Source organism: Pseudomonas japonica (assembly GCF_900188455.1).
Classification (GTDB): domain Bacteria; phylum Pseudomonadota; class Gammaproteobacteria; order Pseudomonadales; family Pseudomonadaceae; genus Aquipseudomonas; species Aquipseudomonas japonica.
Map to the genome: position 1 here is coordinate 1 of NZ_FZOL01000018.1, position 25,517 is coordinate 25,517.

The 25,517-nt window shown below is 64.4% G+C and carries 22 protein-coding genes; 10 read left to right on the forward strand and 12 right to left on the reverse strand.

Annotated features, from left to right (window positions below):
- Positions 1-177 precede the first annotated feature (177 nt).
- On the reverse strand, positions 178-660 hold the full coding sequence (gene rssC, locus CHB99_RS20175; RefSeq protein WP_009394781.1) for an anti-sigma factor antagonist RssC: 483 nt from the start codon (positions 658-660) through the stop codon (positions 178-180).
- Positions 657-1,841, reverse strand: coding sequence for a two-component system response regulator RssB (rssB, locus tag CHB99_RS20180; RefSeq protein WP_042124388.1), 1,185 nt, complete (start codon positions 1,839-1,841; stop codon positions 657-659). The genes rssC and rssB overlap by 4 nt, the downstream gene beginning before the upstream one ends.
- A 273-nt stretch (positions 1,842-2,114) precedes the next feature.
- On the opposite strand from rssB, the gene CHB99_RS20185 reads away from it, so the two are divergent.
- Positions 2,115-2,414, forward strand: a complete 300-nt coding sequence (locus CHB99_RS20185) for a PilZ domain-containing protein (RefSeq protein WP_042124386.1) — start codon at positions 2,115-2,117, stop codon at positions 2,412-2,414.
- A gap of 60 nt (positions 2,415-2,474) precedes the next feature.
- On the opposite strand, the gene CHB99_RS20190 is transcribed toward CHB99_RS20185, so the two are convergent.
- Positions 2,475-3,179: an MlaA family lipoprotein gene (locus tag CHB99_RS20190; RefSeq protein ID WP_042124384.1), complete on the reverse strand. Its 705-nt coding sequence runs from the start codon at positions 3,177-3,179 to the stop codon at positions 2,475-2,477.
- A 178-nt stretch (positions 3,180-3,357) separates the two neighbouring features.
- On the opposite strand from CHB99_RS20190, the gene pcrP reads away from it, so the two are divergent.
- Both pcrP and CHB99_RS20200 read left to right on the forward strand, forming a co-directional pair.
- Positions 3,358-3,948 (forward strand): HAD superfamily inactivated hydrolase PcrP, encoded by a 591-nt coding sequence (pcrP, locus tag CHB99_RS20195; protein WP_042124382.1) that lies wholly within the window; start codon positions 3,358-3,360, stop codon positions 3,946-3,948.
- A gap of 123 nt (positions 3,949-4,071) precedes the next feature.
- On the forward strand, positions 4,072-4,335 hold the full coding sequence (locus CHB99_RS20200) for a DUF4404 family protein (protein ID WP_042124379.1): 264 nt from the start codon (positions 4,072-4,074) through the stop codon (positions 4,333-4,335).
- Positions 4,336-4,390: 55 nt separating this feature from the next.
- Here CHB99_RS20200 and queF read toward each other — a convergent pair whose 3' ends face one another.
- Together queF and CHB99_RS20210 are read right to left on the reverse strand one after the other, a co-directional pair.
- Complete coding sequence (gene queF, locus CHB99_RS20205; RefSeq protein WP_042124377.1) at positions 4,391-5,221, reverse strand: NADPH-dependent 7-cyano-7-deazaguanine reductase QueF; 831 nt, start codon at positions 5,219-5,221, stop codon at positions 4,391-4,393.
- A gap of 57 nt (positions 5,222-5,278) precedes the next feature.
- On the reverse strand, positions 5,279-5,764 hold the full coding sequence (locus CHB99_RS20210) for a cupredoxin domain-containing protein (RefSeq protein ID WP_042124375.1): 486 nt from the start codon (positions 5,762-5,764) through the stop codon (positions 5,279-5,281).
- Between the two features lie 149 nt (positions 5,765-5,913).
- Here CHB99_RS20210 and CHB99_RS20215 point away from each other — a divergent pair, with 149 nt between their 5' ends.
- Together CHB99_RS20215 and CHB99_RS20220 are read left to right on the forward strand one after the other, a co-directional pair.
- A complete protein-coding gene (locus CHB99_RS20215; protein WP_042124374.1) occupies positions 5,914-6,594 on the forward strand; it encodes a heavy metal response regulator transcription factor in 681 nt (226 codons plus the stop codon).
- Positions 6,591-7,946: a heavy metal sensor histidine kinase gene (locus tag CHB99_RS20220; RefSeq protein ID WP_042124371.1), complete on the forward strand. Its 1,356-nt coding sequence runs from the start codon at positions 6,591-6,593 to the stop codon at positions 7,944-7,946. The genes CHB99_RS20215 and CHB99_RS20220 overlap by 4 nt, the downstream gene beginning before the upstream one ends.
- Here CHB99_RS20220 and CHB99_RS20225 read toward each other — a convergent pair.
- From CHB99_RS20225 to CHB99_RS20235, 3 genes are all read right to left on the reverse strand, one after another.
- Positions 7,937-9,181: a lipoprotein-releasing ABC transporter permease subunit gene (locus tag CHB99_RS20225; RefSeq protein ID WP_042124398.1), complete on the reverse strand. Its 1,245-nt coding sequence runs from the start codon at positions 9,179-9,181 to the stop codon at positions 7,937-7,939. The genes CHB99_RS20220 and CHB99_RS20225 overlap by 10 nt on opposite strands.
- Before the next feature lie 67 nt (positions 9,182-9,248).
- Complete coding sequence (gene lolD / locus CHB99_RS20230; protein WP_170946399.1) at positions 9,249-9,932, reverse strand: lipoprotein-releasing ABC transporter ATP-binding protein LolD; 684 nt, start codon at positions 9,930-9,932, stop codon at positions 9,249-9,251.
- Positions 9,933-9,939: 7 nt separating this feature from the next.
- Positions 9,940-11,190 (reverse strand): lipoprotein-releasing ABC transporter permease subunit, encoded by a 1,251-nt coding sequence (locus CHB99_RS20235; RefSeq protein WP_042124367.1) that lies wholly within the window; start codon positions 11,188-11,190, stop codon positions 9,940-9,942.
- Between the two features lie 94 nt (positions 11,191-11,284).
- Between CHB99_RS20235 and CHB99_RS20240 the strand changes: the two genes are divergently transcribed.
- Together CHB99_RS20240 and CHB99_RS20245 are read left to right on the forward strand one after the other, a co-directional pair.
- Positions 11,285-11,872, forward strand: coding sequence for a PilZ domain-containing protein (locus CHB99_RS20240; protein WP_042124366.1), 588 nt, complete (start codon positions 11,285-11,287; stop codon positions 11,870-11,872).
- Positions 11,873-11,906: 34 nt separating this feature from the next.
- Positions 11,907-12,629 carry a glycerophosphodiester phosphodiesterase gene (locus CHB99_RS20245; RefSeq protein WP_042124363.1) on the forward strand — a complete coding sequence of 241 codons (723 nt, stop codon included), beginning with the start codon at positions 11,907-11,909 and terminating at the stop codon, positions 12,627-12,629.
- A 42-nt stretch (positions 12,630-12,671) separates the two neighbouring features.
- Here the strand turns inward: CHB99_RS20245 and sthA are convergent, their stop codons facing one another.
- The 3 genes from sthA to CHB99_RS20260 form a co-directional block, all read right to left on the reverse strand.
- Entirely contained in the window at positions 12,672-14,066 is a 1,395-nt protein-coding gene (gene sthA / locus CHB99_RS20250; protein ID WP_042124361.1) for a Si-specific NAD(P)(+) transhydrogenase, read from the reverse strand.
- Positions 14,067-14,237: 171 nt separating this feature from the next.
- Positions 14,238-15,257, reverse strand: coding sequence for an FAD:protein FMN transferase (locus CHB99_RS20255; protein WP_042124359.1), 1,020 nt, complete (start codon positions 15,255-15,257; stop codon positions 14,238-14,240).
- A 187-nt stretch (positions 15,258-15,444) separates the two neighbouring features.
- A complete protein-coding gene (locus CHB99_RS20260) occupies positions 15,445-16,908 on the reverse strand; it encodes a glyceraldehyde-3-phosphate dehydrogenase (protein WP_042124357.1) in 1,464 nt (487 codons plus the stop codon).
- Positions 16,909-17,077: 169 nt separating this feature from the next.
- Between CHB99_RS20260 and mfd the strand changes: the two genes are divergently transcribed.
- The 3 genes from mfd to CHB99_RS20275 are packed head-to-tail and all read left to right on the forward strand — an operon-like array spanning position 17,078 to position 24,442.
- Positions 17,078-20,527 carry a transcription-repair coupling factor gene (gene mfd / locus CHB99_RS20265; RefSeq protein WP_042124355.1) on the forward strand — a complete coding sequence of 1,150 codons (3,450 nt, stop codon included), beginning with the start codon at positions 17,078-17,080 and terminating at the stop codon, positions 20,525-20,527.
- A 9-nt stretch (positions 20,528-20,536) separates the two neighbouring features.
- Positions 20,537-21,109 (forward strand): CsiV family protein, encoded by a 573-nt coding sequence (locus CHB99_RS20270; protein ID WP_042124353.1) that lies wholly within the window; start codon positions 20,537-20,539, stop codon positions 21,107-21,109.
- Positions 21,110-21,112: 3 nt separating this feature from the next.
- Positions 21,113-24,442, forward strand: coding sequence for a DEAD/DEAH box helicase (locus tag CHB99_RS20275; RefSeq protein WP_084702688.1), 3,330 nt, complete (start codon positions 21,113-21,115; stop codon positions 24,440-24,442).
- 55 nt (positions 24,443-24,497) lie between these two features.
- On the opposite strand, the gene nagZ is transcribed toward CHB99_RS20275, so the two are convergent.
- Complete coding sequence (gene nagZ / locus CHB99_RS20280) at positions 24,498-25,496, reverse strand: beta-N-acetylhexosaminidase (RefSeq protein WP_170946402.1); 999 nt, start codon at positions 25,494-25,496, stop codon at positions 24,498-24,500.
- Positions 25,497-25,517 lie beyond the last annotated feature (21 nt).

Here is a 25,517-nt window from a genome sequence, read left to right on the forward strand (position 1 = left end):
TGTTCCTGCGGTCGCGCCTTCGCTACGCGCTTCTTTCAGCTTGGCCTCACGGCGTCCACCTTGCGTTTCACTACAGTTATCGTCACTCAGTCTGGCCACCGCTTTCAGGTGACTGATTTTGGCCCATGCCGGGCACACTGGGAGCGGGCGTTGCCCGCGATGGGGCCCTGAAAAGTCTCAGCTACGTTCGAGCGCGCTCACCAGGTCATGGAACGCCTCGCGGTTGGAGTCGTTCAGGCCCATGAGGATCTTGTGCGCCTCCAGCACCTTGGAACGCACCACCTCCTCGTCCTGGTCCTGCGATGGCAGGTCGGTCAGGCACTCGGGGCACGGAATCGGCCGATCGACGATGTTGAACACCTGGTCGAAGCCCATCGACTGCAGCAGACGGGTGATGTCGGCGTGGGTGGTGACCACGGTCGGCAGCAGGCCGACCTTCTGCCGCGACAGGATCGACAGCTTGGCCAGCAGGCCCAGGGTGGTGCTGTCGATGCTCTGGGTTTCCGTCAGGTCGATGACGATCGCCGAGAAATTCAGGGCGGTGAAGATCTTTTCAATAGTTGCATCCAGCGCCGAACACAGGGTCAGGCGCACTTCACCGACAAATTTCAGAACAAAGGTGCCGTTCTGTTCGGCGAACTGGATTCTACCGGTACTCATTGAAGGTTCCTGCTCAACACCAATAGGGCGATATCATCCGGCATCTCCCCAAGCGTAGCCAATTCGAATCGTTGCCGCAGGCCATCCAGGCTGCCGCCCGCGTCCCTGATGATTTCAGGCAGGGCCGCTTCTTTATCTTTGAGTGTCTCGCCGGGCAAAAGGTCAAGGATGCCGTCCGAGAGCAGGGTCAGGCTGAACTGCTCCGGCAGTTCCAGCACATGATCCTGGTAGGTGGCCTCGTCGAACAGGCCGACCGGCAGGCCACGCCCCTCCAGGTAACGACCCTGGCCCGGGGTGAACAGTACCGGCAGCGGCAGGTGGCCGCCGATGGAATAGGTCAGCAGGCCGGTGTCCTCGTCGATGACGCCACCGACCATGGTCACGTGCTTGCCCAGCTTGCAGTTGATCAGGCCGCGGTTGATGTGCCCCAGCACCTCCGACGGCTTGAAGTCGCGCAACGACCCGGCGCGCTTGAATTCGAACAGCAGCCGGGTGGTCATGAACTTCAGCAGCACCGTGACGAACGCCGACGAGGCGCCGTGACCGGAGACATCCGCCAGGTAGAAGGCGATACGCCGCTCGTCGACGCGGAAGTAGTCGGCGAAATCTCCGGACAGGTACAGCGACGGAATGATCTGGTGCTCGAAGGAAAAACCGCCACAGTGCCACGGGCTTTCCGGAAGCATGTTCATCTGCACCTGACGACCGGCGGTCTGGTCCTCCTGCAACAGGTGCAGGCTGGCTTCCAGTTCGCGGTTGGCGGTTTCGAGCTTTTCCCGGTAACGCTGGTTTTCCAGGACCAGGCGCGCACGATCCAGCGCACGGCGCACCGAGTGCTCCAGCACCGCGAGGTCTTCCAGGGGCTTGATCAGGTAATCGGCTGCACCGAGACGCAGGGCTTCGACGGCATCGTTCATCACGCCCGCACCGGAAACCACGATCACCGGCAAGTCGGGAGCGCGCTCGGTAACCTGGCGAATCAGCTCCAGCCCGCCCATTTGCGGCATGCGCAAATCGCAGATCACAAGGTCGGGTCGATCCTGTTCGAACACTTCGAGACCCTGCTGGCCATTGCTTGCCTGCAGGACGCTGAAACCGCTGTCTTCCAGGTAGGCGGCGAGGCTTTCACGCACCACGTCGTCGTCATCGATTATCAGCAGCGTTGCACTGGTTTTCTGCATGTGGGCAAACGGCGCCAGAAATAGGTTGGCGTAAGTGGCTCGACAGGCTAAAGCACACGTACTGGATTCTCTTCTAGCCACTCTGTCTATCTGAGTTGTAGGTCAGAAAAAGCTGACCGACAACCCGCAGAGGTGCCCTGTAAGGCGCAGACGGTACTCCCATCCGTCAGGCGTTTCAAGCATGCGGCAACGCTCACGCGCCGCTCTTTACAGCGCAAATCACCGGGAGTTATAAAAACCCGGTTTGTGGCAACTCAATGTAAGGATGAAGGTATGAGCCAGACGTTCGACGGCTACAGCGAGAAGCGTGATTTCATCCGGATGCGGGTCGACGCCGACGTCACCCTGATCCATGCCGACCAGGTGGTCGCGGCGGTCTGCCTGGACTTGTCCAGCAGTGGCATGCAGATCCAGGCGCCGCGCACCTTCCAGGTGGGTGATCAACTGCAGGTGCGCATCGATTCCGACCACCCGGCGCTCAAGGGCCTGGAGGCCACCACCCAGGTGGTCTGGATCGCCGACCAGGCGGACAACCAGCAGAAACTCGGCCTGCGCATCCTGGCGATGCACTGAACCCCTCCCCCACGAAAAAGGCGACCCGAAGGTCGCCTTTCGCATAGCCCGAAGAACCGATCAGAAATCGTCCTCGACCTGACCGTCCTTGACCTTGAACTCGCGGTTCTGCAGGTAGGCATTGCGGATGAAGATGTACTTGTCGCCCTGGATCATCTTCTCCGCCGACAGCAGGCTGGCACGGGTATCCACTACATCGACGGCGCGCAGGGTGTTGCGGGTCGGTACGTGGTCGATGTACTGGTAGGGCTCGGTGTAGGTGTCCGGGTACTTGCCGATGGCATCGCGCACGGTGCTCGGGCCGAGCAGCGGCAGCATCACGTACGGACCGCTAGCGACACCCCAGTAGCCGAGGGTCTGGCCGAAGTCTTCGTCGTTGCGCTGCAGGCCCATCCTGGTGCCGACGTCGAAGAAGCCGCCGAGACCGAAGGTGGTGTTGACGATCAGCCGCGCGGTATCGACACCCGCCGCGTGCGGCTTGAGCTGGAGGATGTTGTTGGCCAGGTTGGTCACGTCCCCCAGGTTGAGGAACATGTTGTGGATGCCATCCTCGAGGAATTGCGGGGTGATCCACTGGTAGCCCTGGGCGATGGGTTTCAGCGCGTAGGTATCGACCGTGTCGTTGAAGCGGAAGATTGGCCGGTTTACTGCTTCCCAAGGATCCTCCTCGGTGGCCGCCTGGGCCGCGAACGGTGCCAGCAACGCGGTCGCGCAGACACTGGCCCGGAACAAACGATCGAGCACTCCCGTACCGATCCCACGCATAACTTTCTCTCCTGGATGAACACTGAACGGAGCCCAGCTGGCCCCGCGCGAAATTGAACGAGTATAAAGCCTCGCAGCGCCGGCGTCGCAAATAGTTGACGCCCCGGCCTTCACCCAGGCGTCACCAAACCGTCATCGAGGCCCGGTAACGTCTCTGCTATTTCAGGGATGTCTGCCAATGCCAAACGCTCCCGCGTTCACTGCGCTGTTGTTCGGACTCCGGGGCTGCCTGGTCGATTTCGGTGGTCGCAGCCTGGAGGCTGCCCAGGATGTTCCGGTCCACCCTACCCCCGGCGCCCTCGACGTACTCGACTGGCTGCGACACCACGACGTGCCCTGTGCCTGGCTGGACGATGTCGCACCTGAGCACGGCAGACACCTGAGCAGGCCCTTGCCCGACTGGCTGCGGGCGGTCCATCACGGCGCGGCGAAACCCTGGCCGGCACCGGACGCCTGCTGGCAAGCGCTGATGCAGATCGAAGCCGGACGACTCGACGGTTGCGTGCTGATCAGCGGCGAGCCGCGCCTGCTCCAGGCGGGGCTCAACGCCGGCCTGTGGACCATCGGCCTGGCCGCCTGCGGACCGCTGTGCGGTCTGTCGGAAACGCAGTGGCAGGCGCTGGACGACAAGCAGCGCGAACAAAGACGCGGCAAGGCCACCCTGCAACTGTTCGGCCTGGGCGTGCATTCGGTGATCGATCATCTGCAGGAACTGGCGGACTGCCTGGCGGACATCGGCCAGCGCCGGCTCAAGGGCGAAAAGCCCTGACGGCCGCGCTTGATCCGGATCATGCAAAGCGCCAGCGGGTGGATTACTCTGTGAAGCGGGACATGGACCTTTCGCCACCGACCGGGGTCCATGGCTGTGCCTATCGAGATAAGGGAGATCACCATGCCTGCCCGCGAACTGCAACAGCAACTCGACACCCTGCGCGAGCAACTGGAGCAAGACCCGCCGCTGTCCCTGGAGGAACGCGAGCATCTGCAGCAACTGATGCAACAGATCGACGCCCAGATCAAACTGGAGGCCGCGACCCAGGACAACAGCCTGGTGGATGGCGTCAACCTCGCCGTCGAGCGCTTCGAAGTCGATCACCCAGGGCTGACCGCCACCTTGCGCAATATCGTTCAGAGCCTGCAGAGCATGGGGATCTGAGACTCGCCTGAAACGACAAAGCCCGTCGAATGACGGGCTTTGTCGTTCTGCAGCCTTACTGGCGCACCAGACGCCGGTTATCCACATCCACCGGCCCGGTACTGCGGTACGGATTGATGTCCAGCCCACCCCGCCGCACATAGCGCGCATACACCGTCAGATGCTCCGGATCCAGCAGACGCTTGAGATCCAGCCAGATCCGCTCCACGCACTGCTCATGGAAGTCCGCATGCTGGCGGAAGCTGATCAGGTAGGTGAGCAGGCTCGCCGCATCCAGCTCCGGCCCGCGGTACTCCACCACCACGCTGCCCCAGTCCGGCTGGCCGGTGACCGGACAGTTGGACTTGAGCAGATGACTGTGCAGCACCTGGTCAACTTGTTTCTCTTTATTGCAGCGCAGCAGTTCAGGCTGCGGCTGCTCGTAGTTGCTGATGCTGACATCCAGATCGTCGATGCACTGGCCCGGCAGACTGATCACACCCTCGCCCGTCACCTCGTCCAGACCGCGAATGCGCACGCCCACCGGCTTGCCGGCGGCGGCGCTCAGGTCCTTTTCCAGGCACGCCTGCAACGCGGCCGGCGACTCGAACACGGTCTGGTTCAGGGAGTTGAGATAGAGCTTGAACGACTTGGATTCGATGATGTTCGGCGAATCCGCGGGAATGGCGAACTCGCCGATGGCCACCACCGGTTTGCCCGACGACAGCAGCCAGGACAGCTCGAAGCAGTTCCAGAAATCGACGCCATGCCATGGCAGGCTGTCGCCGCTGACGCCCAGCTCGGCCCATTTCGCCAGGCGCGGGATGGGGAACAGCAGGGACGGCGTGTAGGTGGAAACGTATTCGCTGGATTTACCCAGCGGTGAATGTTCTGCAGCAGGGTGCATGGCTCAAACCTGAAGGACGAAATGCCCCTAGTCTATCGGGTTTGCGCCTCGCGTTGGTCACTGGGCGATGTTCAGCTTGCCGACCATTCCCGCCTGGTAATGCCCCGGCACGTTGCAGGCGAACTCGATGGGCGCGGACTTGCTGAAGGTCCAGGTCAGCTCGCCGCGCTGGCCGGGCTGGACCATGACCGTGTTCGGGTCGTCGTGGCTCATGCCGTGGTTCATACCGCCATGCCCCATCTTCGAATGATCCATCTGCGCCATGGCCAGCATTTCCTTCTGGTGCTCGGCATGCATGGCCGCGTCGCCCAGATTGAATTCGTGCGCCACCTGCCCCTTGTTGATCACCACGAAACGCACGGTTTCACCGGCCTTGACGTCGATGTTGCGGGGTTCGAAATACATCTCGCCCAGCGTCACTTCCACAGTGCGCGTGGCCTTGGCCGCCGCGGCCGGCTGGCCGAACGAGAAGCCGTGGTCGGGCGCGGCGATGACCGGCAGGCTGAACAGGGCGAGAGCGGCGGCGGCAAGTGCGGATTTCATGGGGGTACCTCGTTTCGATCGATTCATGACGCCATTGTGCGAGACCCGCGCTGGCGTCGACCTGACGAAAAGATTACAACTTTGTCAGCTTTGCCCTGCCCGCTCGCCGGACAGGTATAACGTCACCGTCGCCAACCTCCGAGAGCCCCATGAAACTGCTGATCGTCGAAGACCAGGCCAAGACCGGCCAGTACCTGCGCCAGGGCCTCAGCGAGGCCGGATTCAGTACCGAGCTGGCCTGCGATGGCGAGACCGGCCAGTTCATGGCCCTGACCGGCGACTACGACCTGCTGATTCTCGATGTGATGCTGCCCGGCCGCGACGGCTGGCAGATTCTCCAGGCGGTGCGCGAAGCCGGGCAGAACGTGCCGGTGCTGTTCCTGACCGCCCGTGACGCCGTCGAGGATCGGGTCCATGGCCTGGAACTGGGCGCCGACGATTATCTGGTGAAACCCTTCGCCTTCTCCGAACTGCTGGCCCGGGTGCGCACCCTGCTGCGCCGCGGTACCGCGCCGACCCAGGAAACCACCCTGGGACTGGCCGACCTGCGCCTCGACCTGATCCGCCGTCGCGTCGAACGCGCCGGCCAGCGCCTCGATCTCACCGCCAAGGAGTTCGCCCTGCTGGAGCTGCTGCTGCGTCGCCAGGGCGAGGTGCTGCCCAAGTCGCTGATCGCCTCGCAGGTCTGGGACATGAATTTCGACAGCGATACCAATGTCATCGAAGTCGCGATCCGCCGCCTGCGCCTGAAGATCGACGACGCCCACGACAACAAACTGATTCATACGGTGCGCGGCATGGGCTACGTGCTCGAAGAGCGGCCGGCCTGATGCCGCGCCTGTCCCTCGGTGCTCGTCTGGCCCTGCTGTTCGCCGCCTGTACCGCCGTGGTTTCGCTGCTGGCGGGGATTCTCTTCAGCCGCGCCAGCGAGAAGCACTTCATCGAACTGGACCAGCAACTGCTCGGCAGTCGCCTGCCAGTGCTGCAGCGCATGCTCACCGGGGTCGACAGCCCGAGCAGCCTGGCGCCACGCCTGGGCGAGCTGAAGGAAGAACTGGCGCATCAGACCGACCTGGCCCTGCGCCTGCGCGGCAATGACGGCCAGATCTGGTTCGACAGCCGCGCGGACCTGCCCGCCAGCGCCAACACGGCGGGGCTGACCACCCTGCACGACGAGCAGGTCGCCTGGCGCGGGCTCACCGTGCAGTTGCCGGCGCTGCAACTGACCCTGTTTCTCGATATCACCCACCACCAGCATTTCCTCCAGCGCATGCAGCACCTGATCTGGCTGACCGTCGGTCTCAGCGCCCTGGCCACCGCGCTGCTCGGCATCTGGGCCGCGCGCAGCGGCTTGCGGCCGCTACGCCAGATGGGCGAGATCGCCGCCAGCGTCTCGGCGCGCTCGCTGACCACGCGCCTGCCCGAGGAACAGATGCCGGTGGAGCTGGCGGAACTGGCCGCCACGGTCAACGCCATGCTCGAACGCCTCGACGATGCCTTCCAGCGCCTCTCGGCGTTTTCCGCGGACATCGCCCATGAATTGCGCACTCCGTTGTCGAACCTGCTGACCCACACCCAGGTCACCCTCACCCGCCCACGCAGTCTCGACGAATACCGCGAGGCCCTGCACGGCAACCTGGAGGAGCTGCAATGGATGGCGCAGATGGTCAACGACATGCTCTATCTGGCCAAGGCCGACCATGGCCTGCTGATGCCCAATCGCGAGCCGCTGGCCCTGGACCAGGAAGTGGATGCCTTGCTGGAGTACTACGCGCCGCTGGCCGAGGACGCCGGGGTCGCGTTGCAGCGCAGCGGCCAGGCCGCACTGGGCGGCGACCGTCACATGCTGCGCCGGGCCCTGTCCAACCTGCTGGACAACGCGCTGCGCTTCACCCCGCAGAACGGGGCAATCAGGGTAGGCATCGAGGAAAGTGGCGGAAAAATCCGCCTGGAAGTGGCCAATCGCGGTGAACCGATCGATGCGGCGCAGCTACCGCGTCTGTTCGACCGCTTCTACCGCGCCGACCCCGCACGCCGGGCCGGCAGCAGCGAACACGCCGGATTGGGCCTGGCGATCACCCAATCCATCGTCCGTGCCCATGGCGGGACCATTCGCGCCGAATCGGCGGCGGGCTGGACACGGTTCATCATCGACCTGCCCAGCCGCGAGGCTCACTCGTAACGCAGGGCCATCGCCGGCTCGACCTGCGAAGCACGCCAGGCCGGGTACAGGGTGGCGAGGAAGCTCATCACCAGGCCGGCCGTGCAGATCAACGCCACATCGCCCCATTGCAGCTCCGACGGCAGCGAGCTGATGAAGTACACGTCGGACGTGAAGATGTGCTGGCCACTGACCCGCTCGATCCAGCTGACCACGTCGCTGACGTTCAGCGCCAGGGCCACGCCGAGCACCCCGCCGATCAGGGTGCCGACCACGCCGATCAGGCTGCCCTGAACCATGAAGGTGCCCATGATCTGCCCAGGCGTCGCACCGATGGTGCGCAGGATGGCGATGTCCGCGCCCTTGTCGTTCACCACCATGATCAGGGTGGCGATGATGTTGAACGCCGCCACCGCGATGATCATCAGCAGCAACAGGCCGATCATGGTCTTTTCCATCTTCATGGCGCTGAACAGGCTGCCCTGGGTGTGGGTCCAGTCATCGGCGCGGTATTGCTCGCCCAGGCTCGAGACGATGGACGCCGACACCGCCGGCGCCGCGTACAGGTCCTTGAGCTTGAGGCGCACGCTCTGTACCTGGTTCGGCGCCCAGCGCTGCATTTCCGCGGCATCGGCAACGTGGATCATGGCCATGGAGCCGTCCAGCTCGGCACCGACCTTGAAGATGCCGACCACGTTCAGGCGCTGCATGCGCGGCGTGATGCCGCCCGGCTCGCTGCTCACCTCCGGGACGATCAGGGTCAGCTTGTCGCCGACGTTGAGACGGAAGCGCCGCGCGGTGATCTCGCCGATCACTACCCCGAACTCGCCGGGCTTGAGGTCTTCCAGACGGCCCTGGACGATATGCTCGGTGACGATGGAAACCTTGCCTTCCTGCGCCGGGTCGATGCCACTGACCTGGATCGGCTGCATCGAACCCTTGTAGGAGAGCATGCCTTCCATCTCGGTGAAGGGCACCGCGGCGATCACCTCGGGATTCTTCAGCGCGGCAGCGGCCACCGGCTGCCAGTCGTCCAGCGGGTTGACCCCGACGATCATGGCGTGGGGCACCATGCCGAGGATCCGCGAACTCATTTCGCGCTGGAAACCGTTCATCACCGACAACACCGTGATCATCGCCAGCACGCCCAGGGACAGGCCGATCATCGAGGTCATGGAAATGAACGAGATGAAATGGTTGCGGCGCTTGGCGCGGGTGTAGCGCGCGCCGATGAAGATTGACAGGGGTCTGAACATGAAGTGATGCACCCAGGCAAAGAAAACGACCAGGGCGCCCGGCGACGGCACGGGCGCCCGCCACGCGTCAGATCGAGACCAGTTGGCCCTCTTCCAGACGCAGCACGCGGTCCATCTGCCGCGCCAGGTTCAGATCGTGGGTCACGACCAGGAAGGCGGTCTGCGACGAGGTGCTCAACTCACGCATCAGATCCTGGATGCCCTGGGCGGTGTGCTGGTCGAGGTTGCCGGTGGGCTCGTCGAGCATCACCAGTCCCGGCCGGTTGACCAGCGCCCGGGCGATCGCCACGCGCTGACGCTCGCCGCCGGAAAGCTCCGCCGGCTTGTGGTTGAGCCGATGGCCGAGACCGACACGCTTGAGCAATGCCTCCGCGCGCTCGCGGGCTTCCGGAATCGCGGTGCGGCCGATCAGCAGCGGCATGCACACGTTCTCCAGGGCGGTGAACTCCGGCAACAGGTGGTGGAACTGGTAGACGAAGCCCAGCGCGCGGTTGCGCAACAGGCCACGGGCGCGCTCGCCGAGGGCCGACAGCTCCTCGCCGGCCAGCCAGACGCTGCCTTCGCTCGGCGTGTCGAGACCGCCCAGCAGGTTGAGCAAGGTACTCTTGCCCGACCCCGAGCTACCGACGATGGCCACCCGCTCTCCGGCGAACAGTTCCAGCTGCAGGTTCGACAGCACCTGCACCTTCTCCGGGCCTTCTTCATAAGACTTGCCCAGGCTGCGGCAACTCAGTACGGCTTTATCACTCATGCCCAACTCACTCATAACGTAGCGCCTCCGCGGGCTGGGTGCGTGCCGCACGCCAGGCCGGATACAGGGTGGCGAGGAAACTCAGGACCAGCGCCGCGCCGCAGACCATCCACACGTCCTCGGCCATGATCCGGGACGGCAGGTAGTCGATGAAATAGACGTCGGCGTTGAGGAATTTGTGGCCGATCAGGCGCTCCACGCCGGCAATGGCGGCGCTGACATTGAGCGCCGCGGCGATCCCGACGGCGGCGCCGATGGCCGTGCCGACCACGCCGATGATGGTGCCCTGGACCATGAAGATCGCCATGATCTGCCCCGGTGTCGAACCCAGGGTACGGAGGATGGCGATGTCGCCGCGCTTGTCGTTGACCACCATGACCAGGGTGGAAATGATGTTGAACGCCGCCACCGCGACGATCAGCAGCAGGAGCAGGCCGATCATCGCCTTCTCCATGCGGATCGCCTGGTACAGGTTGCCGTAGCTGCGGGTCCAGTCGCGCGCGTAGAACTCGCGGTCGCCCAGCTGGCGGGCGATGTTGTAGGCATTGCGCGGGGCCTGGAACAGGTCGTCGAACTTCAGGCGCAGGCCCTGGACCTGGTCGGCCTTCCAGCGATGCAGGCGCGACAGGTCGGAGAGATTGGTCAGGCCGAGGTAGCCGTCGATCTCGCCGGCGCCGACGTGAAAGATGCCGACCACGGTGAAACGCTTCATGCGCGGGAACATCCCGGCCGGAGTCACGGTGACTTCCGGGGCGACGAAGGTCAGCTTGTCGCCGATGCCGACCCCCAGCTTGGCCGCGGCCTTGTCGCCGATGAGGATGCCGAAGCTGCCTGGCGCAAGGTCCTCCAGGCGCCCCTGCTGGATGAAGTTGCCGATGATCGAAACCTTGCGTTCCTGCGCCGGGTCAATGCCGTTGAGCAGGACTTTCTGTACCTTGCCCTCGTGGGTCAGCAAACCCTGCATCTGGGTGAAGGGCGCCACGTCCAGCACCGACGGATTCTGCTTTACTTCAGCAGCGAGGGCCGGCCAGTCGTTGAGCGGCTGCCCGGTCTCCAGCGTGGCATGCGGGACCATGCCGAGGACGCGGGTACGCATCTCGTGGTCGAAGCCATTCATGACCGAAAGCACCACGATCATCACCACCACGCCCAGGGCGAGGCCGATCATCGAGGTCAGGGAAATGAACGAGACGAAGTGATTGCGGCGCTTGGCACGGGTGTAGCGCGTGCCGATGAATACGAAGAGAGGTCTGAACATGTCGGGGCTTGTTCGGATGAAAGAGGAACGTCCTTGTGGCGGGGGCAGGACAGCGGATTTACACTCAGACCACCGCCGTAACCATGGGTTCGCCATGTCGACATTAGATGAAGAAGATCGCCGCGAATACTATCGTATCGAGGACCGGATCGCACTGGAAATTAGCCCGCTGAGCACGGCGGACGCCCTTGGCACGGAGTTGTTGCAGGATGATTCACCGCTGTTCAACCTGCTCAGCGAACTGCACCTGAGCGAGTTCGAATCGCAGCACCTGCTGCGCCAGCTCAGCGAGAAGGATCGCACCCTGGCGGCCTTCCTCAAGGCCCAGAACAAGCGTATCGACCTGCTCAGCGCGGTGCTCGCGCAGACCCTGCTGGGACAGATCGGCGCCCCGCAGGCGGTGATCCTCTCCGAAGGCGGGGTCGAGTTCAGCAATCCCGAGGCCTTCGCCCCCGGTACCCGGGTGGCGGTGAAGATGGTCCTGATGCCCCGCGCCTCCGGCCTCCTGCTGCGCGCCCGCATCACCCACTGCGACAAGCTGGCCGACGGCCAATATGACATCGGCAGCGAATTCGTCGATATCAGCGACGCCCAGCGCCAGTTGCTGGCCCGCTATATCCTGCAACGTCAGCAACAGCAACGCCGCCAGGCCCTGGAACAGAACGACCCGCCAGTTTCCTGAGTTTCAGTTCTCAGTCTTACTTGAAGGAACAAACGTGACGCAGATTTACGGCCATCGTGGCGCCAAGGGCGAAGCCCCGGAAAACACCCTGACCAGCTTCCAGCAGTGCCTGCGACATGGCGTGCGGCGCTGTGAACTCGACCTGCACCTGTCGGCCGACAACGAGCTGATGGTGATCCATGACCCGACACTCAAGCGCACCACCGGCCGGCGCGGCAAGGTGGTGGAGCACAGCGCCGCCGAACTGGTCACCTACGACGCGCGCAAGGGCGGGCCGGGCTGGGTACAACCCTGCCCCGTTCCGCGCCTTGAGGAACTGTTCGAAAAGTGCGACTTCGAGCACTGGCAACTGGAAGTGAAGAGCGCCTCGCGTACCCGCGCAGCCACCACGGTGCTGGCGATCCGCGAGATGGCCCAGCGCTTCGGCCTGCTCGACAAGCTGACCATCACCTCCAGCTCGCGGGAAGTGCTCAGCGCGGCCCAGGAGCTGGTACCGGACATTTCCCGTGGACTGGTGGCGGAATACGCCTGGCTCGACCCGCTGAAGGTCGCGCAGAACTACGGCTGTGAATTGCTGGCGCTGAACTGGACGCACTGCAGTCCCGAGCGCCTGATCAAGGCCCAGCGCCAGGGACTGCATGTGTCGGTGTGGACGGTCAACGAACCGGCGCTGATGCGCCGGCTCGCCGACTTCGGCGTAGACAGCCTGATTACAGACTTTCCCGGTTTGGCCAGCGCCACTCTCGAGAATCGCTGAAATCGGTCTCCCCGGCCGGCTCAGGCCACCGGCCGGAGCGGCTCAAAAAAGCCGGTTGAGGCCATCGTACGCCGCTACCCGATAGGCTTCGGCCATGGTCGGGTAGTTGAAGGTGGTGTTGACGAAATACTTCAGCGTATTGCGCTCACCCGGCTGGTCCATGATGGCCTGGCCGATATGGACGATCTCCGAGGCCTGGTAGCCGAAGCAGTGCACGCCGAGGATTTCCAGGGTCTCGCGGTGGAACAGGATCTTCAGCATGCCTTGCGGCTCGCCGGCGATCTGCGCGCGGGCCATGCTCTTGAAGAAGGCCTTGCCCACTTCGTAGGGCACCTTGGCCTGGGTCAGTTCCTGCTCGTTCTTGCCGATCGAGCTGATCTCCGGAATGGTATAGATGCCGGTCGGCACGTCGTTGACGAAGCGCCAGCTGCCATTGTCGACGATGCTGCCGGCGGCCGAACGGCCCTGGTCGTGGGCGGCACTGGCCAGGCTCGGCCAGCCGATCACGTCACCGGCACCATAGATGTTCGGCACCTGGGTCCGATAGGCTTCGTCGACTTCGATCTGGCCACGGCTGTTGACCTTGATGCCGATGTTCTCCAGACCCAGCCGGTCGGTGTTGCCGGTACGGCCGTTGCACCACAGCAAGGCGTCGGCCTTGATCTTCTTGCCCGACTTCAGGTGCAGGATCACCCCGTTGTCCAGGCCTTCGACGCGCTCGTACTCTTCGTTGTGGCGCACGGTGATGTTGTTGTTGCTGAAGTGGTAGCTCAGGGCCTGGGAGATTTCCGAGTCGAGGAAGCTGAGCAGTTGACCACGGTTGTCCACCAGTTCCACCAGCACGCCGAGGCCGCTGAAGATCGAGGCGTATTCGCAACCGATCACCCCGGCGCCGTAGACGATCAGCTTGCGCGGGGTGTGCCCGAGGCTGAGGATGGTGTCGCTGTCGTAGATGCGCGGGTGATGGAAGTCGATATCGGCCGGGCGATACGGACGCGAACCGGTGGCGATGATGATGTGCTTGGCCACCAGCTTCTCGACCACGCCGTTGGCGCAGACCACTTCCACGGTCTGCTCGTCGGCGAAGCTGCCGGTGCCGAAGAACACGTCGACGCGGTTGCGCGCGTAGTAGCCGGTGCGCGAGGCGACCTGCTTGGAAATGACCTTCTCGGCGCTCTTCAGTACATCGGGGAACGAGAACCAGCGCGGCTCACCAATGGCCCGGAACATCGGGTTGGTGTTGAACTGCATGATCTGGCGCACCGAGTGACGCAGGGCCTTGGACGGGATGGTGCCCAGATGGGTGCAGTTGCCGCCGACCTGACGACGGCTATCGACCATCGCAACCTTGCGTCCTGCTTTGGCGGCATTCATTGCCGCCCCTTCTCCTGCGGGGCCGGAACCCAGCACCACTACGTCGTAGTTGTAGACAGCCATGCGTACTCCTTCAGAACAGGCCCGGGCGCCTGGCCGGCGTCCCGGGGCTACATCATGTGCCCGGCGGGCCCCATGAAAAAATTCGGGTGCAGTCTAATCAAGCTTCAGTGGCGCGCACATTAACCCTTGGTCGCGTCGTAGGCTATTTTTCTCTGCACTACATGCAAGACATCATTGTTTGTTTTCAGCCGCGCCTGTAGCGACGACCCGCGCGAAGGCCGGGGTCACACGGACGCTGAAACCGCTATCGGCACGCAGCACGAAAACCGCGGCCAGGTCCTGCGCCACGGCGAACTCCCAGCCCTGTTCCGGGCCAAGAATCAGCAACAGCGTGGAATACCCGTCGGCCACCAGCGCCGACGGATCGAACACCGTCACCGCCGCCAGGGCATGCGCCACCGGGCGGCCGAGACGGGCATCGAAGGTATGGGAAAAACGCTGGCCATTTTCCTCGAAATAGTTGCGGTAGTCACCTGACGTCGACACGCCGAGGCCATCGATGCCAAGGATCTGCTCGGCGATCTGGCGATCTTCCCTGGGCAGCTCCAGCGCCACGCGCCAGGCGCTGCCGTCGGGCTTGCGGCCAAGCGCCTTGAGCTCACCGGTGACCTCCACCAGCTGGTTGTCGATACCCAGCGCGCGCAGGCGCGCGGCGATCAGGTCGACGCCATGACCGGCGACGATACTGTCGAAGTCCAGCTCCAGGGCGATGTCCTTGCACAACTGGTCGCCGTCGATGCGCAGATACCCCTGACCGACGCGCTGGCGAGTCTCGGCCAGGCGTTGCGGGTCGGGGACCTTCTGTTCACGGGATTGCGGACCGAAGCCCCAGAGGTTCATCAGCGGCTCGACGCTCAGGTCGAAGGCACCACCGCTTTCGCGCCACAGGGTGTCGCCGAAGCGGACCAGGTCGAGCACGTCTTGCGGCATGACCTGGCAACTGCCGGCAGGCAGGTGGTTGAAGGCGCTGACCAGGGAATCGCCGCGGTAGGTGGAGAAGTGCTGGTCGAGGGTGGCGAGGATGTTTTCGATTTCCTGCCTGACCTGGCTGGCATCCGGGCCGTTGGCGGGCGGTACGTATTGCACGGTGTAGGTGCTGCCCATGGTCGGGCCGCTGATGCGCTCGACCGGGTCGGATTCTCCACAACCGGTCAGGGCAAGGGCACAGAAGACGCTCAGGAGTGCTTTCAAATCGGTCCACCTTTTATTCGGAGGCCGCTGCGCGCCCTTTCGCGGGCAAGCCACGCTCCTACGCAGGCTTGCGCGGACGCCCGTAGGAGCGTGGCTTGCCCGCGAAGGACCGCAAAGCGGTCCCGGAATGCAGGGCAAAAAAAACGGGAACCCTGAGGTTCCCGTTCTTTTCAACACACCAGCAAGCTTAGCGTGGGAACGCAGGCGGGTTCACACCAGCCATGTCTTCCATCACGCGCACGACCTGGCAGCTGTAACCGAATTCGTTGTCGTACCAGACGTACAGAACAACACGGTTGTCGTTGCAGATGGTGGCTTCGGCGTCGACCACACCGGCGTGGCGTGAACCGACGAAGTCGGTGGAGACCACTTCCTGGGAGCTCACGTAGTCGATCTGCTTGTGCAGTTCGGAATGCATGGCGGTCTGGCGCAGGTACTCGTTCAGCTCTTCGCGAGTAGTGGCCTTTTCCAGGTTCAGGTTGAGGATCGCCATGGAGACGTTCGGCGTCGGAACGCGGATGGCGTTGCCGGTCAGCTTGCCTTTCAGCACTGGCAGAGCCTTGGCGGCAGCGGTGGCGGCGCCGGTCTCGGTGATGACCATGTTCAGCGGCGCGGCGCGACCGCGACGGCTGCCCTTGTGGAAGTTGTCGATCAGGTTCTGGTCGTTGGTGAACGAGTGAACGGTTTCGACGTGGCCGTTGACGATGCCGTACTGGTCATTCAGCGCCTTCAGCACCGGCACGATGGCGTTGGTGGTGCAGGAAGCGGCGGAGATGATCTTGTCGTCGGCGGTGATGTCGCCGTGGTTGATGCCGTGAACGATGTTCTTCAGCGCGCCCTTGCCAGGTGCGGTGAGGATCACGCGAGCGGCGCCCGGGCAGGCCAGGTGCTGACCCAGACCCTCGGCGTCACGCCATACGCCGGTGTTGTCGACGATCAGGGCGTTGTCGATGCCGTACTGGGTGTAGTCGACTTCGCTCGGCGCCTTGGCGTAGATCACCTGGATCAGGTTGCCGTTGGCGGTGATGGTGTTGTTCTCTTCGTCGACGGTGATGGTGCCGTCGAACGGGCCGTGAACCGAGTCACGACGCAGCAGGCTGGCACGCTTGATCAGGTCGTTGGTCGCGCCCTTGCGCACGACGATGGCACGCAGGCGCAGGCCGTCGCCGCCACCGGTCTTCTCGATCAGGATGCGCGCCAGCAGGCGGCCGATGCGACCAAAGCCGTACAGGACGACGTCGGTGCCTTTGCGTGCGGAAGCGTTCTGCTGACCAACGACGTCAGCCAGCTCTTCACGAACGAACTGCTCGACGCTGCGGCCATTGCCTTCCAGCTTGAACTTGTTGGCCAGCTTGCCCAGGTCGACCGAAGCGGCGCCCAGTTTCAGCTCGCTCATGGCCTTGAGCAGTGGGAATGTCTCGTGGACGGACAGTTCGGTTTCGTCGGTCTGGCGATGGCGAGCAAAGCGGTGGGCCTTGAGGATCGCGATCACCGAACGGTTGATCAGGCTACGGCCATAGATCGAGCTCACCACGTTATTGTTGCGGTAGAGCTGACCGATAAGCGGGATCATCGCTTCGGCAAGTGCTTCACGATCGATCCACTCACCAAGACACTGGTCGGGCTTCTGAGTCACGGGAACCTTCCACATGTAGGGACAGAAAAAAGGGGCTACATTATGACGCCGAGCCGCGCTTCGAGCAATGAGCGCCTGTCGTCACCGTCCCTCCACGCCAATTTGCCCGGCACAAGCCTTACGGCACGGGCCTTCGCCCGGTACAATCGGTGTCTTTGTCGCAACGCTTGGAGCTCGACCTCCCGTGCCTGTTCTGCGTCTACCGCACCTGCCGGCCATCGCCGGCAAACAAACCTGGGGCAACCTGCCCGGCGCCGCCCTGAGCCTGGCCATCGCCGAGGCCGCCAGCGCCGCCAAACGCTTCACCCTGCTGCTCACCGCCGACAGCCAGAGCGCCGACCGGCTGGAGCAGGAGCTGCGCTTCTTCGCGCCGGAGCTGGCGGTACTGCCCTTCCCCGACTGGGAAACCCTGCCCTACGACCTGTTCTCGCCGCACCAGGACATCATCTCGCAGCGCATCGCCAGCCTCTACCGCCTGCCGGAGCTGGACCACGGCATCCTCGTCGTGCCGGTCACCACCGCCCTGCACCGCCTGGCGCCGACCAGTTTCCTGCTCGGCAGCAGCCTGGTCCTCGATGTCGGCCAGAAACTCGATGTCGAACAGATGCGCGCGCGCCTGGAAGCCAGCGGCTACCGCTGCGTCGACACTGTCTACGAACACGGCGAGTTCGCCGTGCGCGGCGCCCTGATCGACCTGTTCCCCATGGGCAGCAAGCTGCCCTACCGCATCGACCTGTTCGACGACGAGATCGAGACGCTGCGCACCTTCGACCCGGAAACCCAGCGCTCGATCGACAAGGTCGACTCGGTGCGCCTGCTGCCGGCACGGGAATTCCCCCTGCAGAAGGAGGCGGTGACCCGCTTCAAGGCGCGTTTCCGCGAGCGTTTCGACGTGGACTTCCGCCGCAGCCCGATCTTCCAGGACCTCACCAGCGGCATCATCCCCGCCGGCATCGAGTACTACCTGCCGCTGTTCTTCGAAGAAACCTCGACCCTGTTCGACTACCTGCCGCAGGACACCCAGGTGTTCTCCCTGCCGGGCGTGGAGCAGGCCGCCGAGCATTTCTGGAACGACGTGCGCGGGCGCTACGAAGAACGCCGCATCGATCCGAACCGGCCACTGCTGCCGCCGGCCGAGCTGTTCCTGCCGGTGGAGGACTGCTTCGCCAGGCTCAAGGGCTGGCCGCGGATCGTGGTCAGCACCGATGACCTCGACGCAGGCGTCGGCCGCGAGCGCTTCCCGGCGCAAAAATTGCCGAACCTGGCGATCGAGGCCAAGGCCAGCCAGCCGCTGGCGGCGCTCGCCGAGTTCCTCGACCAGTTCCCCGGCCGTGTACTGTTCACCGCCGAATCGGCGGGCCGCCGCGAAGTCCTCCTGGAGCTGCTCGAACGCCTGAAGCTGCGCCCGCAGACGGTGGAGAGCTGGCTCGACTTCGTCACCGGCAAGGAGCGCCTGGCGATCACCATCGCACCGCTCGATGACGGCCTGGTGCTGGAAGACCCGGCCCTGGCCCTGGTCGCCGAAAGCCCGCTGTTCGGCCAGCGCGTGATGCAGCGCCGACGCCGGGAGAAACGCAGCGACGCCAGCAACGACGCGGTCATCAAGAACCTCACCGAACTGCGCGAAGGCGCTCCGGTGGTGCATATCGACCACGGTGTCGGCCGCTACCTGGGCCTGGCGACCCTGGAAATCGACAACCAGGCCGCCGAATTCCTCACCCTCGAATACGCCGAGGGCGCCAAGCTCTACGTGCCGGTGGCCAACCTGCACCTGATCGCCCGCTACACCGGCAGCGACGACGCCCTCGCCCCGCTGCACCGGCTCGGCTCCGAGGCCTGGCAGAAGGCCAAGCGCAAGGCCGCCGAGCAGGTCCGCGACGTCGCCGCCGAACTCCTCGACATCTATGCGCGCCGTGCCGCGCGCAAGGGCTACGCCTTCGCCGACCCGGCCAGCGACTATGCCGCCTTCAGCGCCGGCTTCCCCTTCGAGGAAACCCCGGACCAGCAGGCCGCCATCGAGGCGGTGCGCGAGGACATGCTGGCGGCCAAGCCGATGGATCGCCTGGTCTGCGGCGACGTCGGCTTCGGCAAGACCGAAGTGGCCATGCGCGCGGCCTTCATCGCCGTGCACAGCGGCCGCCAGGTGGCGATCCTGGTGCCCACCACCCTGCTTGCCCAGCAGCACTACAACAGCTTCCGCGACCGCTTCGCCGACTGGCCGGTGAGCGTGGAAGTGATGAGCCGTTTCAAGTCGGCCAAGGAAGTCGGCACGGCCATGGCCGAGCTGAGCGAAGGCAAGATCGACATCGTCATCGGCACCCACAAGCTGTTGCAGGACGACGTCAAGTTCAAGGACCTGGGCCTGGTCATCATCGACGAGGAACACCGTTTCGGCGTGCGCCAGAAGGAGCAGTTGAAGGCGCTGCGCAGCGAAGTGGACATCCTCACCCTGACCGCCACGCCGATCCCGCGCACCCTGAACATGGCGGTGTCGGGCATGCGCGACCTGTCGATCATCGCCACCCCGCCGGCGCGGCGCCTGTCGGTGCGCACCTTCGTCATGGAGCAGAACAAGAGCACGATCAAGGAGGCGCTGCTGCGCGAGCTGCTGCGCGGCGGCCAGGTCTACTACCTGCACAACGATGTGAAAAGCATCGAGAAGTGCGCCAGCGACCTCGCCGAACTGGTACCCGAAGCGCGCATCGGCATCGGCCACGGGCAGATGCGCGAACGCGAACTCGAACAGGTGATGAGCGACTTCTACCACAAGCGCTTCAACGTGCTGATCGCCTCGACCATCATCGAGACCGGCATCGACGTGCCGAGCGCCAACACCATCATCATCGAGCGCGCCGACAAGTTCGGCCTGGCCCAGTTGCACCAGTTGCGCGGCCGGGTCGGACGCAGCCACCACCAGGCCTACGCCTACCTGCTGACACCGCCGCGGCAGCAGATCACCGCCGACGCGGAAAAACGCCTGGAAGCCATCGCCAACACCCAGGACCTCGGCGCCGGCTTCGTCCTCGCCACCAACGACCTGGAAATCCGCGGCGCCGGCGAACTGCTCGGCGAAGGCCAGAGCGGGCAGATCCAGGCAGTGGGCTTCACCCTGTACATGGAAATGCTCGAGCGCGCGGTCAAGGCCATTCGCAAGGGCACCCAGCCGAACCTCGACCAGCCGCTGGGCGGCGGCCCGGAAATCAACCTGCGCCTGCCGGCACTGATCCCCGAGGACTACCTGCCCGACGTGCATGCCCGCCTGATCCTGTACAAACGCATCGCCTCGGCGCTCGACGAAGACGGGCTGAACGACCTGCAGGTCGAGATGATCGACCGCTTCGGCCTGCTGCCCGAGCCGACCAAGAACCTGATCCGCCTGACCCTGCTCAAGCTGCAGGCGGAGAAGCTCGGAATCAAGAAGGTCGACGCCGGCCCGCAAGGCGGCAAGATCGAATTCGAAAGCGAGACCCCGGTGGACCCGCTGGTCCTCATCAAGCTGATCCAGGGCCAGCCCAAGCGCTACAAGTTCGAAGGCGCGACGCAATTCAGGTTCATGGTGCCCATGGAGCGCGCCGATGAACGTTTCTCGACACTGGAAGCGCTGCTCGAGCGCCTTACACCGCAAACCGCTTAAGGAAGACCCATGCGTGCCATTCGCAACCTGACCCTGCTGCTGGCGCTGATCGCCCCGGCCGCTTTCGCCGACACCCAGTACCTGGTGGAAATGATCCTGGTACGGCAGAACACCGTACCGGCCATCACCAGCCAGTTCGCCCCGGAAGACTGGAGCGGCGGCGGCGCGCCGATCGCCGAGTACGACGTGCGCCAGCCGATCCTCGACGACGAAGTCGAGCGTCTGTCCGCCGACAGCCAGTACACCGTGCTGCTGCGCAAGGCCTGGCAGCAGAATGTCGGCAGCGAAGCCTCCAGGGTCGTCTTCAGCGATGGCCAGGAGCAGTTCGGCCACTTCCCCATCGAAGGCAACCTGAGCCTGAAAGAGGGGCGTTTCCTCGATGTCGAGGCCAACCTGTGGGTCAACCAGTTCGACGGCAATGGCGCGGTGATGCAGAGCGAGCAGTTCCGCCAGGGCAACAGCAATGTGAAGAATGCCGAGCTGACCTTTCTGGATGGCGGACATCTGGCCCTGCTGCTGAAGATTCGCAAGGCGGGGGCGCCGGCGAGTGCAGCGCCTGATCCTGCATTGATGGAGCAGTAGCGGATGTCTGTCGTAATCGACCTGCTGCTGGACGATAACCGCTGGGAACGTCACTTCAGTCGCATGATTCTTGGCCGAGGTCGCGATTACGCAGCACAGCAGCGAGTCACCATCCAGAACATCGAGGATGCCGACGACATCGACGCCGGTGAGGTCAGCGAAATCGTTCACGCCACCTGCCAGGGCTCGGAAGGCAACCTCTACCGGCAGACCATAACGATCAGCCCGGGCCACCGCTGGATCTCCCTCGATTGCCAGTGCACCTGCCCGGTGCGCTCGGACTGCAAGCATTGCGCCGCCGTGATCTACCACCTGCAAGCCAATCAGGGCGCGGCTGCGAAGCCGACCCCGGAACGAATGCCCACCGACCTGCAGACCTGGCTGGACGGGCTGGAAAAACCGCCTGCCAGCGAAATCAAGCCTGACCGCCAGGGCCGCGGGCTCTACTACTTCATCCATTTCGACGAAGACATTTTCTGCCTCAAGCTCAAGAAAGGCACCCGGCAGGCCGACGACAGAATCCAGTTTGCCAAGCTGCAATCCGTTCCCGAGTTGCTGTACCAACCGCCAAAGTACATCACCGCGGAAGACCGCCAGATCCTCCTGCGCCTCAACCGCAAGCAGAACACCTGGTTGATGACCTTTCCGCTGGATGAGACGCACGACAGTGAAATCTTCCAGCAGGCCCTGGCCACAGGCCGCCTGATGTTCATGGAGGGCATGCCCGCGGTACAACAAGGTCCCGCGCGCCATGCCGATTTCCGCTGGGTCCGCCTCGACAATGGCAACTATCGCGGCGACTGGTACGCCGGCGACGCGCGGCTGGGCATGATCCTGCCGCTGCAACCGCTCTATTACTTCAATGGCGAGACCATGCAGGCCGGCCTGGTCGAGCATGACCTCGATCCCCATGTCGCCCAGCAACTGAGCCGCGCCCCGGATGTCCCGGAGCCGCTGGTGGCGCAGCTCAGCCACCGCCTCAGCGCCCTGGGCAAGCAGGTGCCGACGCCGACCCGGCTGCAGGAAGAAACCCTCGACCACCTGCGCCCGGTCGCCCACCTGATCCTCGCCAGTCACGAATTCAGTGCCTACGCCCCGAAAACCGGGCGCATGCAGCGTCAACTGCAACACCGCGCCGCCCTCTCCTTCAGCTACGAGGGCCTGCGCACCAGCGGCGCGGACAACAAGCCGCTGACCCGCCTCGCCGGCAGCACCCGCCAGACCATTCAGCGCGACAAGGCGGCGGAGCAGGCGCTGCGCAAGCCCCTGCAGCGCTGGGGCTTCAAGGTCGCCACCCGGCAGAGCAAGGCGCTGCCGGAAAGCGCCGGGGAAATGCTCCTGCTGGACACCGACCAGGAATGGCTGGCCTTCGCCCGCGAAGGCATTCCAGCACTGCGCGAGGCGGGCTGGGAAATCGAGATTCGTCCGGACTTCGCCTTCAACCTGCAGAACATCGACGCCTGGTACGCCGATATCGAAGAAGCCCCAGGGCACCAGTGGTTCGACCTGGAACTGGGCATCGAGGTCAATGGCGAGCGCCACAGCCTGCTGCCGATCCTCCTGCAGTTGCTGCGCAGCAATCCCGAACTGCTGCGCGCCAGCGAGCTGGCCAGGCGCGGTGACGACGAGCACCTGCTGATCGACCTCAATCGCCACCGCCATGACGTCGCCGCCGCGCGGGTTGCCCTGCCCTACGCGCGAATCAAACCGCTGATGGCGACACTCGGCGAGCTCTATCTGCACGAAAGCGATGGCCGCTCGCTACGCCTGGCGGCACCCGACGCGGCGCGCCTCAGCCACCTCGACGACATCCCGATGACCTGGCAGGGCGGCGAGCGCCTGCGCAATTTCGCCGCGCGCCTGAACAGTGCCCAGTACAGCGAAGTGCAGCCGCCCGCGGGCCTGAACGCGACGCTGCGCCCCTATCAGCTCGAAGGCCTGAGCTGGCTGCAGACCCTGCGCGACCTCGATGCCGGCGGCCTGCTCGGCGACGACATGGGCCTGGGCAAGACCCTGCAGACCCTCAGCCACCTGCTTACCGAGAAGAACGCCGGACGCCTGAAAACGCCGGCCCTGGCGGTCATGCCCACCAGCCTGATCCCCAACTGGCTGGACGAGGCCGAGCGTTTCACCCCGCAGTTGCGGGTGGTCGCCCTGCATGGCGGCGGACGCAGCAAGCACTTCGCCAACCTGCTCGACTACGACCTGGTGCTGACCACCTACGCCCTGCTGCCCCGCGATCTCGAGCACTTCACCCGGCATGCCTGGCACGTTCTGGTGCTCGACGAAGCGCAGAACATCAAGAACGCCACCAGCAAGGCCGCCCAGGCCGCGCGCGAGATCCAGGCCAACCAGCGCCTGTGCCTCACCGGCACGCCGATGGAAAACAACCTGGGCGAACTGTGGTCGATCTTCCATTTCCTCATGCCCGGCTGGCTTGGCGACAGCAAGAGCTTCAGCCGCGACTACCGCACCCCGATCGAACGCCACGGCGACAGCGAGCGCATGAGCCATCTGGCGGCGCGGATCCGCCCGTTCCTGCTGCGCCGGACCAAGGAGCAGGTGGCCACCGAGCTGCCGGCCAAGAGCGAAATCGTCCACTGGGTCGACCTCAGCGACGCCCAGCGCGACACCTATGAAACCGTGCGGGTAGCCATGGACAGCAAAGTCCGCGCGGAAATCACCCGCAACGGCGCGGCGCGCAGCCAGATCGTCATCCTCGACGCCCTGCTCAAGCTGCGCCAGGTCTGCTGCGACCTGCGCCTGGTGGCCAATGCCAGGGTGAAAGGCTCGCAATCCGACAAGGGCAAGCTCGGCAGCCTGATGGACATGCTCGACGACCTGCTCAGCGAGGGGCGCAAGATCCTGCTGTTTTCCCAGTTCACCTCGATGCTCGCCCTGATCGAGGAAGAGCTGGAGAAACGCAAGATCCGCTATAGCCTGCTGACCGGCGACACCAAGGACCGGCGCACACCGGTACAGGCATTCCAGAACGGCGAAACGCCGCTGTTCCTGATCAGCCTGAAAGCCGGCGGAACCGGCCTGAACCTGACAGCAGCGGACACGGTGATCCACTACGACCCCTGGTGGAACCCGGCAACGGAGAACCAGGCCACCGACCGCGCGTATCGCATCGGCCAGGACAAACCGGTGTTCGTCTACAAGCTGATCACCCGGGGAACGGTGGAAGAGAAGATCCAGCAGTTGCAGAAAGACAAGGCAGCGCTGGCGGCCGGCTTGCTGGCCGGGAATGAAGGTGCGCAGTGGAAGCTGGCATCGGATGATATCGAGGCGTTGTTTGCGCCACTGCCGGAGCAGCAGAAGACACGTTGAGTCGAGTCGCCCTCAATGGCCTCATCGCTGCGATGAGGCCATTGAGGCCAGCCAATCAATCCACCAGTTGCGCCTGCTTCAACGCGCCCAGTGCCTCCAGCCAGCGCGGCTGCTCACGATAATCGGTACGTGCGAAGCCGCGGCCACGCATCGCCGCAATCCTCGGCGAAGGCGCCACCTTCAAGCGCTGCGCCGCGCTCAGGGCCAGCTCCGCCGCCGCCCGGTCGTTGCACACCAGCCCCATATCGCAGCCCGCGCTCAGTGCCGCCTCGATACGACTGGCCGCGTCACCGACCACATGGGCGCCGGCCATGGACAGGTCATCGCTGAAGATCACCCCGGAGAAGCCCAGCTCACCGCGCAGGATGTCCTGCAGCCAGCGCCGCGAGAAACCCGCCGGCTGATCGTCGACCTGGGGATAGATGACGTGCGCCGGCATCACCGCGGCCAGTTGACCGCTCAAACGCGTGAACGGCACCAGGTCGGCAGCGCGAATCTGTTCGAGACTGCGCTCATCGGTGGGAATGGCCACATGGGAATCGGCCTCGGCCCAGCCATGCCCCGGGAAATGCTTGCCGCACGCCGCCATGCCAGCCGCGTTCATGCCGCGGATGAAGGCCCCGGCCAACGCCGTGGCGCGCTGCGGGTCGCCTTCGAAGGCGCGACTGCCGACCACCGCGCTGCGCTGGTGATCGAGGTCAAGCACCGGAGCGAAACTCAGGTCCAGGCCCACCGCAAGCACTTCGCTCGCCATCAGCCAGCCGCACTGCTCGGCAAGGTACTCGGCATTCTCGTTGTCGGCGATGGCGCGCATCGCCGGCAGACGCACGAAACCCTGGCGCAGACGCTGCACGCGCCCGCCTTCCTGGTCGACGGCGAGAATCAGATCCGGGCGAATGGCCCGGATCGACGCGGTCAGCTCGCGCACCTGGCGCGGGCTCTCGATATTGCGGGCAAAGATGATCAGGCCGGCCACTTCGGGCTGGCGCAGGAGATGACGGTCTTCGGCGGTCAGCCAGGTACCGACGATATCCACCATCAGGGAGCCTTGCAGGCTGGAGCTCATAAATGATCC

Coding starts and splice junctions, on each gene's coding strand:
- pcrP (WP_042124382.1), top strand. CDS start 3,358: ATGCCAAACGCTCCCGCGTTCACTGCGCTGTTGTTCGGACTCCGGGGC.
- CHB99_RS20240 (WP_042124366.1), top strand. CDS start 11,285: ATGTCGACATTAGATGAAGAAGATCGCCGCGAATACTATCGTATCGAG.
- CHB99_RS20185 (WP_042124386.1), top strand. CDS start 2,115: ATGAGCCAGACGTTCGACGGCTACAGCGAGAAGCGTGATTTCATCCGG.
- lolD (WP_170946399.1), bottom strand. CDS start 9,932: ATGAGTGATAAAGCCGTACTGAGTTGCCGCAGCCTGGGCAAGTCTTAT.
- CHB99_RS20215 (WP_042124374.1), top strand. CDS start 5,914: ATGAAACTGCTGATCGTCGAAGACCAGGCCAAGACCGGCCAGTACCTG.
- queF (WP_042124377.1), bottom strand. CDS start 5,221: ATGCACCCTGCTGCAGAACATTCACCGCTGGGTAAATCCAGCGAATAC.
- CHB99_RS20190 (WP_042124384.1), bottom strand. CDS start 3,179: ATGCGTGGGATCGGTACGGGAGTGCTCGATCGTTTGTTCCGGGCCAGT.
- rssC (WP_009394781.1), bottom strand. CDS start 660: ATGAGTACCGGTAGAATCCAGTTCGCCGAACAGAACGGCACCTTTGTT.
- CHB99_RS20235 (WP_042124367.1), bottom strand. CDS start 11,190: ATGTTCAGACCTCTCTTCGTATTCATCGGCACGCGCTACACCCGTGCC.
- CHB99_RS20225 (WP_042124398.1), bottom strand. CDS start 9,181: ATGTTCAGACCCCTGTCAATCTTCATCGGCGCGCGCTACACCCGCGCC.
- CHB99_RS20200 (WP_042124379.1), top strand. CDS start 4,072: ATGCCTGCCCGCGAACTGCAACAGCAACTCGACACCCTGCGCGAGCAA.
- CHB99_RS20210 (WP_042124375.1), bottom strand. CDS start 5,764: ATGAAATCCGCACTTGCCGCCGCCGCTCTCGCCCTGTTCAGCCTGCCG.
- CHB99_RS20260 (WP_042124357.1), bottom strand. CDS start 16,908: ATGTGGAAGGTTCCCGTGACTCAGAAGCCCGACCAGTGTCTTGGTGAG.
- CHB99_RS20270 (WP_042124353.1), top strand. CDS start 20,537: ATGCGTGCCATTCGCAACCTGACCCTGCTGCTGGCGCTGATCGCCCCG.
- sthA (WP_042124361.1), bottom strand. CDS start 14,066: ATGGCTGTCTACAACTACGACGTAGTGGTGCTGGGTTCCGGCCCCGCA.
- CHB99_RS20275 (WP_084702688.1), top strand. CDS start 21,113: ATGTCTGTCGTAATCGACCTGCTGCTGGACGATAACCGCTGGGAACGT.
- rssB (WP_042124388.1), bottom strand. CDS start 1,841: ATGCAGAAAACCAGTGCAACGCTGCTGATAATCGATGACGACGACGTG.